This is a genomic window from Paenibacillus sp. ISL-20, from assembly GCF_018613005.1.
Taxonomy (GTDB): Bacteria; Bacillota; Bacilli; order Paenibacillales; family Paenibacillaceae; genus Paenibacillus_AQ.
In genome coordinates this window covers 25,427-37,420 of the sequence record NZ_JAGGRD010000007.1, presented here as the reverse complement: position 1 = coordinate 37,420, position 11,994 = coordinate 25,427, and the positions used below count along the sequence as shown (strand labels likewise).

General features: G+C 43.6%; 12 protein-coding genes. 4 read left to right on the top strand and 8 right to left on the bottom strand.

The features are described from left to right. Nucleotides 1-280: 280 nt before the first annotated feature. Together J7E85_RS05250 and J7E85_RS05245 are read right to left on the bottom strand one after the other, a co-directional pair. Nucleotides 281-529, bottom strand: coding sequence for a hypothetical protein (locus J7E85_RS05250; protein ID WP_215155735.1), 249 nt, complete (start codon nt 527-529; stop codon nt 281-283). Nucleotides 530-667: 138 nt separating this feature from the next. Then, the gene (locus tag J7E85_RS05245) at nt 668-1,258 is read right to left on the bottom strand and encodes a TetR/AcrR family transcriptional regulator (RefSeq protein ID WP_215155733.1); all 591 of its coding nucleotides are present in this window, start codon (nt 1,256-1,258) and stop codon (nt 668-670) included. Between the two features lie 189 nt (nt 1,259-1,447). Between J7E85_RS05245 and J7E85_RS05240 the strand changes: the two genes are divergently transcribed. Both J7E85_RS05240 and J7E85_RS05235 read left to right on the top strand, forming a co-directional pair. Further along, complete coding sequence (locus J7E85_RS05240; protein ID WP_215155731.1) at nt 1,448-2,110, top strand: nitroreductase family protein; 663 nt, start codon at nt 1,448-1,450, stop codon at nt 2,108-2,110. A gap of 367 nt (nt 2,111-2,477) precedes the next feature. Further along, entirely contained in the window at nt 2,478-3,650 is a 1,173-nt protein-coding gene (locus J7E85_RS05235; protein ID WP_215155729.1) for an MFS transporter, read from the top strand. A gap of 233 nt (nt 3,651-3,883) precedes the next feature. On the opposite strand, the gene J7E85_RS05230 is transcribed toward J7E85_RS05235, so the two are convergent. Continuing rightward, nucleotides 3,884-5,227: a HAMP domain-containing sensor histidine kinase gene (locus J7E85_RS05230; protein ID WP_215155726.1), complete on the bottom strand. Its 1,344-nt coding sequence runs from the start codon at nt 5,225-5,227 to the stop codon at nt 3,884-3,886. Next, complete coding sequence (locus J7E85_RS05225) at nt 5,220-5,912, bottom strand: response regulator transcription factor (protein WP_215155724.1); 693 nt, start codon at nt 5,910-5,912, stop codon at nt 5,220-5,222. Before J7E85_RS05225 ends, J7E85_RS05230 begins: the two co-directional genes overlap by 8 nt. 185 nt (nt 5,913-6,097) lie before the next feature. Between J7E85_RS05225 and J7E85_RS05220 the strand changes: the two genes are divergently transcribed. After that, nucleotides 6,098-6,838, top strand: a complete 741-nt coding sequence (locus tag J7E85_RS05220; protein WP_251035491.1) for a TVP38/TMEM64 family protein — start codon at nt 6,098-6,100, stop codon at nt 6,836-6,838. 186 nt (nt 6,839-7,024) lie between these two features. On the opposite strand, the gene J7E85_RS05215 is transcribed toward J7E85_RS05220, so the two are convergent. The 4 genes from J7E85_RS05215 to J7E85_RS05200 form a co-directional block, all read right to left on the bottom strand. After that, the gene (locus J7E85_RS05215) at nt 7,025-8,185 is read right to left on the bottom strand and encodes a cobalamin-independent methionine synthase II family protein (RefSeq protein ID WP_215155720.1); all 1,161 of its coding nucleotides are present in this window, start codon (nt 8,183-8,185) and stop codon (nt 7,025-7,027) included. A gap of 209 nt (nt 8,186-8,394) precedes the next feature. Next, nucleotides 8,395-9,384 carry a tRNA dihydrouridine synthase gene (locus J7E85_RS05210; protein ID WP_215155718.1) on the bottom strand — a complete coding sequence of 330 codons (990 nt, stop codon included), beginning with the start codon at nt 9,382-9,384 and terminating at the stop codon, nt 8,395-8,397. A 222-nt stretch (nt 9,385-9,606) separates the two neighbouring features. Further along, nucleotides 9,607-10,311 carry a demethylmenaquinone methyltransferase gene (locus J7E85_RS05205; RefSeq protein ID WP_215155716.1) on the bottom strand — a complete coding sequence of 235 codons (705 nt, stop codon included), beginning with the start codon at nt 10,309-10,311 and terminating at the stop codon, nt 9,607-9,609. 60 nt (nt 10,312-10,371) lie between these two features. Beyond that, nucleotides 10,372-10,938 carry an SF0329 family protein gene (locus J7E85_RS05200; RefSeq protein WP_215155714.1) on the bottom strand — a complete coding sequence of 189 codons (567 nt, stop codon included), beginning with the start codon at nt 10,936-10,938 and terminating at the stop codon, nt 10,372-10,374. A 296-nt stretch (nt 10,939-11,234) separates the two neighbouring features. Between J7E85_RS05200 and J7E85_RS05195 the strand changes: the two genes are divergently transcribed. Further along, nucleotides 11,235-11,963, top strand: coding sequence for a hypothetical protein (locus J7E85_RS05195; RefSeq protein WP_215155712.1), 729 nt, complete (start codon nt 11,235-11,237; stop codon nt 11,961-11,963). Nucleotides 11,964-11,994: the final 31 nt, after the last annotated feature.

Genomic DNA, 11,994 nt, shown 5'->3' with positions numbered 1-11,994 from the left:
TTCTATGCACCCCAGCCAAAAGTTCCTCCATGACTTCTTCTCTCACACTTACCACAGGGTGAAATCCTGCGAATTCATGAGTCTGAGTGAGGAAACTGAATCATTTCGAGGGAGCTTAACAGGCTGCCGATGCAGAATAACATTAGATTAGACAATCATCTAATCGGCTATGTGTGCAAGTTCTTGTCATTTTCGGCAAAGTAACCGAGTTCTTGTCATTGGGTTGTGACAAGAACTCGGGTACCTATAATAAAAAAATCTGCAGTTATGCGGCTTTCATTTAGCTGGTTGTTTGCTCCCAAAAAGGGGCCAAATTGACCGATATAACCTCAATGACTTCTTCAAACATCGTTTCCACAGAGCGATCTTGAGGGTTCCGGCTCCACTGCAAAGCCGATCCGAATATGCCCCAACTGATAACGAGTGCCGTAGTTTCCAATTTTTCTTGCAAAAAGCCCTGTGTGTCCACTTCATTTAACCGTTTAAGCAGGAGTCGATGAAGACCCTGATACATGGCATTTTCAAACATCGGTTCAAACTACTTGTCTCCCGGCGTACTACATTGTTGAAACCGCAAAAGAAAATCGAATATGGTTTGAATAAGGATTCGTAAATTGTCCGCATTGCATCTTGTTTCTTCCGCAGGATAGAGCAATAGCGACAGGACCTATCCCAGCAGTTCTTTGGCTCCGTTCATCACTAAGGGCATAGTCTGTTTAACGAATGATTCCGCACTTATTAGACGCCCCTCATTGTTCCAAGCGTAAGCCGCCCCATACATCCCCCAACTTAACATGATAGAAGCTGTATTTATTAAGAATTGCGCGTTTGGACTCGATAGCATCTTGTCTTTGTCTATAAAGGAAAGAAGTATCGTTTGAATTTTTTCCTTTATTTGAATTTCGAATACAGCTCCAAGCGATGTATACCTTCTTTTGCACATAGTGCTTAGACTCTTGTGAAAATCGCATACACCCAGAAAAATACTCTGAATGGTTTCTTCATTTAATACTTCGTGACCGCTTATTCTACGATTTATGATTGTCATAAATGATTCCATTAGTCTGGCCTCTAGAATTTCGAATTTATCTACAAAGTGCGCATAAAAAGTCGCTCTGTTAACAGTAGCCCGCTCTGCAATATCCCTAACGGTTATCGATTCAAAGTCTTTTTCTTGAATTAACGAAGCAAAAGCGTCTTGAAGGAGTCGCCGTGTACGTATCACACGAGGATCAGCTTCATTCTTTTTAATTGTCATGGTTTTGATCTCCCCAATAAAACGACATTATAGAAATGGTGTTGTCTATACAACGGTTTATGGTTATTGATGATTGCGTACCATTCTGTTGTTATCATAACATATAAATACAACAGGTGTTGTTCAAACAACTAATGTTGTATTGAAAAAAAATGCAGAATACCGCTTTTCCAAAAGGAGGAGAGAACCATGTCGGTTTCACAACCGTCACTAACGATGGAGCACCAACTTTTTTTTAATGTTATTCGAGAACGTCGGTCGGTTCGTAGCTATGATCCCGAGATCAAGATTTCGCGGGAGGAATTGACCGAAACATTGCGGCAAGCCACGCTGGCCCCTTCAGCCGCTAACCTACAGCCGTGGCGGTTTCTCGTTATCGACTCGCCGGAGCTGAAGCAGAAGCTGCTTCCGATCGCATTCAATCAACAGCAAGTGGTCGAGGCTTCGGCTGTCATTGCGGTACTCGGAGATTTGGAGTGTTATAAATCGGCTGAGAAAATTTACGGAATGACGGTCGATGCGGGTTACATGTCTGCAGAGACGGCAAAATCGTTCGTGGAACGCTATACCGGCATGTATTCAAGCATGCCGCCCGAGGCCATCCGCCAAAAAGTTTATACCGACGGCGGGCTAGTATCGATGCAACTCATGCTTGTCGCCCGCGCTAAAGGCTACGACACGGTACCGATGGGCGGCTACGACAAACAAAAGTTCATGGAAGCTTTCCGCATATCAGAACGCTACGTTCCGATTATGCTGATCGCCATCGGCAAGGCGGCAAAGCCTGGTCATCCGACGGTGAGGCTGGCAGTCGATGATGTAGCTTTCTTTAACGAAATGCCTAAGGAATAACAAAATGTAAAAGATTGTGGCACCCGCATAAACAACGGCGAGCTAAGGTCTTTTACAGGTTCTACGCATCAGATTCTAACAAGGCGTCGTACAGCTATATTAGCTGGATGGTGCTAGATTCGATTTGGCGAAGGTGCAGATTATGGTTGATGGAGACCCTGCCTGCAGTAGATAGAGCCGCTGAACAATGCTATGAATTGGCAGAAGCAGCAGAGGAGCCAGTCAACAAGCTGGGGGCTTCTTTGATATGATGATTACAATTAACCAATGTATGAGTATGTGCTGATATATGCACAAAGATCGATTTATATTTATATTTCGATATTTTTAAAAACATAGTTATTTAAACACATCAGGAGAGTGAATTATGAAGAACACATGGAAAGTTTACGTTCTAGCCTTGGTCAGCTTTTTAGTTGGAACATCCAATTACATCATTTCCGGGATATTGGACCGGATCGCAGAGACGATGGGAACAAGCGTTGCGGCAGCAGGCCAGCTCATTACGGTTTATTCCCTGGCCTATGCGGTCGGCACGCCTATTTTAATGGCGCTGACGGCCAAAATGGACCGGCGTAAGCTCCTACTTTATTCGCTGGGCCTCTTTATTGTCGCAAATCTGCTGACATTTATATTGTCCGGCTTCGGTCTCTTCATTGCCGCCAGAATCATTACGGCGTTAGGCGCCGGGGTGGTCACCGTTAACGCGCTCAGTATCGCCGCCAAAATCGCTCCGCCAGGCAAGCAAGCCAGCGCCATCGCCAACGTCACCATGGGCATTACCGCATCGCTCATCATCGGCGTTCCATTCGGCAGAATGGTAGCCTCGGCTTTTGGCTGGAAAGCGGTATTTCTGGCCATCGCAATTGTCGGGGTCATCGCCATGCTTGTCATTGCTGCGGTTTTTCCACGTATGCAGGGCGACAAGCCTGTCCCTTTGATCAAACAATTTGCTTTGTTAAAAAAACCTCAGGTTTTGGTTGCTTTAGCGATTACTTTTTTCTGGTTGGGCGGATATTCCCTTGCCTATACTTACATCTCCCCTTTTCTGCTAGAGGTGACTCATTTAAATGAATCATTGATTAGCGCAGCTCTGTTCGTGTTCGGCATTGCCAGTTTGATTGGCTCGAAAGTCGGCGGCTATAGCGCGGATAAACGGGGCATCAAATACACGCTCGTTTCAGGGATGGTACTTCACGTCATTTCGTTGATTTTGCTATCATTAGTCGGACAGTCGGTCATTGCCGTATTCGCCATTTTGATCCTCTGGTCTTTTGCCGCCTGGTCATCCGCTCCGGCGCAGCAATTTAACCTGGTCAAGCTTGTTCCTGAATCCTCGGGCGTCATGCTGAGCTTGAACAGTTCCATGATGCAGCTCGCCATGGCTGTCGGCGCAGGAATCGGCGGGCTGATCGTTAACCGTGTTTCTTTGGCATCCATTACCTGGTTCGGGGTATTCGGCGTACTCATCGCCATCATTGCCGTGTTTGTATTGTCCAGCATGGCATCACGGTATTCGGCGGTGCAGTCACCGGATTAAGGGTATGCTAAACATGGAATATTTGATAAAGGACTCTGCTCACTAAGTTGATCTTTCGGATAACTGCACCCCAATTGTTGGACGCAACAATTGGGGTGTGGTTTTTTGTTGTTTAGGAAAATGGGCCGAGGAAAAAAATATGTAATCCTATTCGGAATACCCCAAGACAACCCGGATCCCTGACCCAAATGATCGCCGGGCAACACTGTACAGTTAACCGAGGAAGCGCTGAATCAGATAAATCGTGTTCGGACACTCTTTAAGATGATTGGCAGCGTGACTTGTAGCGAAAAGATATCTTTTTCCTGAGATACCGTCAACGTTCCGTTGTGCTGCTGTATCATTTTCTGACAACTAACGAGCCCAATTTCGTTGCTATCTTTCTTTTTGCCGACACGTTTAATCTTATTCTCTACAACAAGAAAGACCCATTGCTGCTTCAAGTATACCCTGATCTGAACGGGCTCTGATGGATCGGCGTATTTTTGAATATTTGAAAATATGTTATCGAATACACGGCGAATGGCGACCAGATTGATTTCCAGCAGAAATTTCTCGTGATTAGAATTGGCCTGAATCTGAACATCGATATCATCCAAAACGACCAGTTGTTCATCAATGAGTTGATCGATAAGCGCTCTGCCCTCATAGATTTCAAATTCCACTTCCTCTTCTTCCGCAGCAGAGGATACCGTAAAATATTCGAATAGTTTGTCCGACAGTGCCTTGATCTGATAAGCTTTCTCCCTGCTGTTATGAATATACTGCAATAAATCCTCCTGCGTCTTATATTTGTTGAGTTCTATAATGTCCATATATCCCAACAGAATCGTAAGCGGGGTACGGAGGTCATGGGAAATTGCCGTGATCAATTCACGATTGGCTATCCTCACCCTCTCCTCGCTGCCGAGTCGCTCAATAAATGATTTTCTCATCTCATCAATACTTTGGGCCAAAGACGACAGTTCATCCTTTCCCGATATCGTAATCGAATAATCCAAATTTCCACCTTCGAGTATCTTAATCTCTTGTTCAAGCCTGCCAATATATGATGTTTTCCTGTTAATAATGAGTAGAAAGGAAACAATGAACACAACAGCCGCGACGAAAACACCAATAATCAGAATGAGGGTATAATATTGATACTCATAAAAGCCGACCAGATATATCTGGGCATCCTGATCCGCGAAACGAATGGTCTTGATGGGTATTTTCGATGGTACCAATTGGGTTAAAAGCTCTTCATTGATGGCAGAATCAATCCCGGTATTGGAGGAATAGATCAATTTATCTTTCACAAAAATATACAGATTTAAGTATCGTTCCTCACTTACCCATGCGGACAATCGCTCATGATCAGAGGTTGACACGTTCTGGCTATTCACAAATGTTTCGAATCGATCAAGCGCATCTTGCTGCCTGTTCTCTACAAAAGTGGATTTGCTTAAGTAATCATCCAGTACTGTCTCACCAACAACTTGTAAAATAACGAGTGTACTTATGGAAATGACCAAAGAAATCATAACCGCCAGCACCAATTTGATCTTCAGCTTTTTCCCCATTAGCAATCTATTCAATTTTGTACCCCTTCCCCCAAACGGTCTTCACATATTTAGGGTTCTGTGGGTCGTCCTCCAGCTTGCTTCTCAAATTGCGAATGTGAACCATAACCGTGTTATTGCATGTATAAAAGTAGGGCTGCCCCCAGACACTCTCATATATGTTTTCCGCCGAAAATACCTTTCGCCGTTTCTTCGCTAGCAGCAACAAGATCTGGTATTCAATTTCGGTTAAAGCCACTTCCTTCTCCCCAACAAAAACAGTCTTGGAATCCTGATGGACCGTAAGATCCTCCATGATGATTTGGTCCGCTTCTTCCGTCTTCTCCTTGCCACGATACACATAATACCTTCGAAGCAATGCCTTTACCCTTGCAACGAGTTCTGTATAGGAAAAGGGTTTGGACAAAAAATCATCACTTCCGGAGGAGAAGGCCAATTGTTTATCCGAATCCTGCGTTTTAGCTGTGAGAAACAGGATCGGAGCACTTGTTTTTTCACGAATCTCCAGACACGCCTTCAGCCCCGATTTATTCGGCATCATCATATCCAAGATAATGAGATCCGTCTCTTCATTCACTTTATCAATTGCGTCCTGACCATCTACCGCTTCAATGACTTCATAATTCTCGCTCTCTAACAAAATCTTTACAATTTCACGAATCTCACTGTTATCGTCAGCAATTAAAATTTGCTTGCTCATCCGATCCCTCCGTCCAATTTCAGTATAATATGCGTTAGCAGCCACTACCAGCAGATACAATCGACTTAAGAATTCTTCAGAAGTTATGTAGGTGACTCTTCATTTTTTCGTTTTATACTGTAATCAGTAAAGGTCATAACGCAAAGGAGTCATCAGCTATGCCACAACTTTCGAGAAAAACAGTTATGAAAATACTGTTGGGTCTGTTAACGATTTTGTCCATTGGTTTACTGGTCTATTATTCTCCTGCCATTATTAAAATCATGTCGTCCATGGACAATTTCAGAGCGTATATTCATTCAACGGGACATTGGGGTCCGGTCATGTTTATTTTATTCCAGATACTTCAGATCGTGGTTGCGCCTATTCCGGGAGAAGTGGTACAGGTTGCAGGCGGATATATCTATGGGGTTACGCTTGGGTCATTCTATACTACAGTAGGCTTGGTATTGGGCTCAGCGATTGCTTTTTATTTCACTCGTTTTACCGGTCGCAATTTTATTGCGCGATTGCTGCAAAAGAAAGACTATAAGTGGATGTCGTTTATTCATGATGAGAAGAAGTTCTCTGCCTTTTTGTTTATCTTTTTCGTGATTCCCGGTTTGCCGAAAGACATGCTCGTATTTGTTGCCGCTCTTACATCCATGAGTTCTTTAAGATTCTTCACGATACTTCTGGTTGGTCGTCTGCCATGGATTATTGCCTCTGCCGCGGTAGGGTCCACAATTCATATGCAACAATACAGCATCGCCATTATCATATCCGTCATTGCCGTTATTGGTTTTGTACTCGGATATATCTATAAAGATAAATTGATGAACTTGTTCTCCAAAGTGGAGAAATCGAAAGGGACAAGTCCTTCTGCCAAACCCAAGGCAATCCCCAGCTTAGCAAAGAGTAGAGATTTGGTGACAAAAAAAGGATAATACAAGATATACAAGAAACCATCATCCTGCTCAGAATATAATTGGAGGTATGACTCATGCAAAGACCAGTAATGATCGTTTGATCACATTGAACAACTAGGGACCATCCAAAAAAACACGGCGACCTCTCCCCTGATTGAATTCCGGGAAAAGGTCGCCGTTTATATTAATAACTCGTTTTATTGTCTAGCTACCCCAATATTGCTTCGCAAGCTTCTGGCCTTGATCAATCTTCGCCCATTGCTCGGCTTCGCTTAGCTCGTTCCCGCCATCGCAGGACGCAAAGCCGCATTGATGCGAGAGCAGCAGACGATCCTTATCAATGATTTTGGATGCTTCGTCAAGCAGATGGATTACGCGCCCTTCATCATCAAGCGTATTTGTTTTGGAAGACAGCAAGCCCAGAACAATTTCCGTTTCCGGTCTGTCCTTGAAAACCTCCAGGGCTTCAATCGAACCCGCACGATCATCATCCCACTCCAGGAAGAAGCGATCATATTTCAACTGCTTCAGGAACAGGTTGGCGATTTTCGCATAAGATCCACCGCCCATGTTGCGGGAATCGTAGTTCCCTCGGCAGTTGTGTGTCCACACTTTCAAGCCGAGGCTATGACCGAAGTCAATCACGGTATTGTTAATATCAATAAATTCGGTGGCGAGCCCCTGTACTTCCGCTTGATTAATATGCTCCCCTGTAAACGGAGAGTTCGGGTTGTCGTCTGCAAACAGCTCCCACAAGCAATCATCAAATTGCAGGATTTTGCCGCCTACCGCAGCGAACTCCTCCACGAATTCCTTATACGCGCTCTCAAGGCCCGCTTTGAGCTCCTGTTTGTTCTGATAAACCGCATCCGTGCCGCCAATGTTATCCGACCAGGAAAGTTCACCGAAGATATGGGAAGGAGATGGTACGCAAAGTTTCGTTTGCTGATCGCCTGCCGTATCTTGGAGCTGTTTGAACAGTTTAATGAAGTGATGATTCTTTCCGCTCAGTTTACCAGTAATGCGCAGTCCAATATCTTTGCGTGTTTCATATTTCGAGGTTCCGTCCACATCCCGGAAAAAGTAGCCATGGTCCGCGATATAACGCTCAACTCCGCCAAAGCCCCATACAAAATCCAGATGCCACATCGATTTGGAGAATTCACCGTCCGTAATAACCGACAGGTTATGCTCGATTTCCTTTTTCACGACCTGTTTGATCGCCTCTGTCTCGCACTCGGCATACCCTTCAAAATTCTCATAGAACGGATACTGGATATCATCACGATGTTCAATTTGCGTTTTATATTTCAGCAGCTCTTCGGGCCGCAATAAACTTCCTACGATCTGGAACTTATCAGTCATGTACATAACCCCCTCGTTGTATACGATGATCATATCACGACGAGCGGGGTTAGAAGACATACCAAAAGAACATAACTAGTTATAGCTAAAAGCTATAGCAAGAAGGAGTGCTGAGATTTTCCAAAAGAAAAAACACAGCCAATTCGGCCATGTTTTCTAAAAATGTTATTTGTTCTCCTGGAGCGCTGTTGTTTCTCCAGCCTATCCATTTAGTTTCCGTGTTTATCTGCCTCATCATGATCCTTGCTTGCAAATTCATCGAGCAGCGCACGTACTTCATTTGTTGATTTTGCGTTCATTAAGTTATTTCGGAGTTCGCTTGCCCCTCGGAATCCACGGACATAGATTTTGAAGAAGCGAGCAAGGGGTCTGAAGGAGCGTGGCTCCTGTACTGAATATTGATCATGGAGATCCAGATGCAGCCGCAGCAGATCAAGCAATTCCTCACTGCTATGATCCTTTGGCGCCTTCTCAAAGGCAAACGGATTATGAAAAATACCACGTCCAATCATAATGCCATCCACTCCATATTGTTCAGCGAGCTGGAGGCCGGTCTGACGGTCAGGAATATCCCCGTTAATGGTTAAAAGTGTGTCTGGAGCCACCTCATCACGAAGTTTCTTAATCTCCGGAATCAGTTCCCAATGAGCGTCTACTTTGCTCATCTCATCTCTTGTCCGCAGATGAATGGACAGATTCACAATGTCTTGTTTCAGAATATGGGTTAACCAGTCGCGCCATTCGTCTACGCTACTAAAACCGAGCCTTGTTTTTACACTGACGGGCAGTCCCCCGGCTTTGGCGGCCTGGATAATATCCGCTGCAATGTCGGGACGGCAGATCAGCCCGCTTCCCTTCCCATTCTCTGCTACATTCGCTACAGGACAACCCATATTAATATCGATGCCTTTAAACCCTTCTTTCGCCATGCCGATACTCATTTGACGAAAGTATTCCGGCTTATCTCCCCAGATATGGGCTACCATGGGCTGTTCATCCTCTGTAAAAGTCAAACGTCCGCGCACACTGTGGTTCCCCTCTGGGTGACAATAGCTCTCTGTATTCGCAAACTCCGTAAAAAACACATCCGGTCTGGCTGCTTCACTTACAACATGACGAAACACAACATCCGTCACATCTTCCATGGGCGCCAGTATAAAAAAAGGTCGTGGTAAATCACGCCAAAAATTATCTGTCATATCCAATACCCCTCTATACAAATCTTTATCCCGAAATAGTAAGTCCAACCTGTTCTTAATCTTGTTCATGCTCTTGCTTTTTCTTCACTTATAGCATATTTAAGCAATGTATATCAAACAGCAGTATATGTTAATCGTAGACACTTTAATGAATATATCATATTCCAGAGAGGTGCATACTCCCAATAAAAAAAGAGGAGCGTGGCCCCTCCTTGCTATTATTTATTTTATAGCCATATGCATTGCCGCGACACCGCCACTATAGCTTTTTACATCTACTTTGGAAAATCCCGCTTCCAAAAACATTTGTTTCAGTACATTTTTATTGGGGAAATGACGGGCTGATTCTTGTAACCATGAGTATTCATCATAACTTTTGGCAATAAACTTTCCAAGCAAGGGCATGATATAGCGAACATAAAAGAGGGAAGCTTGTCTATAACCGATTACTGTGGGTTGGGATGTTTCTAAACAAACGACTTGTCCGCCTGGTTTAGTTACTCGATACATCTCCCGCAACACGGTTGAATAATCGGGTACATTTCTTAAACCAAAACCAATGGTTACATAATCAAATGAATCATCTTCAAAAGGAAGCTGCATGGCATTTCCCTGGATAAGTGTAAGCTGCTTTAAAGCTTGTTGCTCTTGCTTATCTTGGGCTATTTTGAGCATGTTTTGGCTAAAATCTAATCCAATGACTTCTCCATGCGTTCCAACAGCATTTGCTAAAGCAATCGCCCAATCCCCGGTTCCAGTGCACACATCAAGAGCTTTACTACCTTCTTTCACATTCATCCGTTTCATAACATCATGGCGCCATGCGATATGTCTCCTAAAAGTGATGACCGAGTTCATCGAGTCGTATTGATCCGATATCTTTTCAAATACCTGATGAACTCTTTCCGACTTTGTTTGTTCAGACATGAAATTCCCTCTCTTCCACAAGTGCAATATGATTCTTTCAACAAAAATTATTTATGCTCATCACGCACTGCGCCGCAGTTCATAAAAATATTGCACAATCGGATGCTTTAACTTCATCATATCTGCCATGTTTACAATCCGCTTTTTGCCAACTCGTCTGTCTACCAAAGCTAGAATATTCAATAAGATATCATCGCTCTCTACGCTTTCTTCTATAGAAGTAGATAAGAACTTATTCGCTGTAGCGACAAAATTGGATTTACTTAATGCAGCTTGTGCTGACAAAAGCTCCTTTGCGAGTACGGATACTTTTCTATTTCTTGCAATTACGTTTAGGCGATCCTCTGGAACGGTCCCTTTGGTTTCCATTCTGACGGCTTCCAATTCATCATCGCTGATCGGAATTTGGATATTGGGATCATTCTTAATATCCAGCTCCGTCTGATACCATCTGATGGAGCTGGTTTTATCACTCATATTGAGTACGTTCTTTTTATCTACCGAAATATAACAAAGCCCTGCTTTATCAGGTAAATAACGATAACCGGTGGCGCGATATTCAACTCTTCCAGCTAATGCAGGACTGAGAAAACTCTCCAGCTGTTGCTTCAATTTGCTCCAGGACATGGTTCCTCCTATGTTTTCAAACCCTGAGGGGCGCGGTATCAATCTGTACATCTTATTCAGTATGAATAAACGCCTGCCAAAAAACAACCCATAACATGTCCCACATATTGAATGGAATATCTGCTTCTAGGTTCGTTTAGACAGCTCATCAAGGCTTCCTTGTCTAAGGTTTCGAATCCTATATTGGTTATGTCCGCACCGTTTTTTTCCAAATAATGCAACAATAAAGACCATAAATCGTATACAATGATAGTATATTAGAACCAGATAGTACCGTATGAAAAGGAGTACAGGGGATGGAAGATTATTTACCTTATAAATCAAAATATTCCAAGTTCGACCGTGTCATTTTAACACTCGCCTTCACATTATATCCCGTCGGTTTCTTGATGACATTATTCCGTGTACTTACGACTCATGTTCATCACTCTCGCAAGGGAAGAAATCATCGACTGATTGGATGGCTTTGGGTTTATACTTATATTTTAATCATGGGATTATTTATTTTAGCTTTTGACCTCAACAACCCTGAGGATGTTCAACTTTACTGGGATTCTGCCTGGCTGTATGGAATAATACTTCTAATTCCGGCTATCGTTTTTTTCATATTGGGCAGCCGCGCAGATAGCAAATTCAGCTTATTATTGCACCAGTATTACCACCTTGTTATAAACAGAAGAATCAGAGAGATTGATCATATCGCCGTAGCGACGAAACAATCTCCCAATCACGTCATTCGAGACTTGGATTTTATGATCACAGAGCACATGCTGCCCTTCGGCCGAATCCAAAATGGCATCCTCGAACTTGAGCCCGAAGAGTATCATGAAGCATATGATGATGATTACGATGAAGAATATGTTGACGAATATGGTGATGAGGAATATGAAGACGAATACGATGAAAGCGAGGATCGGGGGCGCGGACCTAGATCCATGGAATGCCCGAGCTGCGGAGCCAGGATCATCGTATATCCTAACGATGAGAAGGAATGTGACTATTGCGGTAACGTGATAAGCGCGTAAAATCAAGATACCCAGGCAGTATTTTCTAAGC

Coding starts and splice junctions, on each gene's coding strand:
- J7E85_RS05245 (WP_215155733.1), bottom strand. CDS start 1,258: ATGACAATTAAAAAGAATGAAGCTGATCCTCGTGTGATACGTACACGG.
- J7E85_RS05215 (WP_215155720.1), bottom strand. CDS start 8,185: ATGACTGATAAGTTCCAGATCGTAGGAAGTTTATTGCGGCCCGAAGAG.
- J7E85_RS05210 (WP_215155718.1), bottom strand. CDS start 9,384: ATGACAGATAATTTTTGGCGTGATTTACCACGACCTTTTTTTATACTG.
- J7E85_RS05250 (WP_215155735.1), bottom strand. CDS start 529: ATGTTTGAAAATGCCATGTATCAGGGTCTTCATCGACTCCTGCTTAAA.
- J7E85_RS05205 (WP_215155716.1), bottom strand. CDS start 10,311: ATGTCTGAACAAACAAAGTCGGAAAGAGTTCATCAGGTATTTGAAAAG.
- J7E85_RS05240 (WP_215155731.1), top strand. CDS start 1,448: ATGTCGGTTTCACAACCGTCACTAACGATGGAGCACCAACTTTTTTTT.
- J7E85_RS05200 (WP_215155714.1), bottom strand. CDS start 10,938: ATGTCCTGGAGCAAATTGAAGCAACAGCTGGAGAGTTTTCTCAGTCCT.
- J7E85_RS05220 (WP_251035491.1), top strand. CDS start 6,098: ATGAAAATACTGTTGGGTCTGTTAACGATTTTGTCCATTGGTTTACTG.
- J7E85_RS05235 (WP_215155729.1), top strand. CDS start 2,478: ATGAAGAACACATGGAAAGTTTACGTTCTAGCCTTGGTCAGCTTTTTA.
- J7E85_RS05225 (WP_215155724.1), bottom strand. CDS start 5,912: ATGAGCAAGCAAATTTTAATTGCTGACGATAACAGTGAGATTCGTGAA.
- J7E85_RS05195 (WP_215155712.1), top strand. CDS start 11,235: ATGGAAGATTATTTACCTTATAAATCAAAATATTCCAAGTTCGACCGT.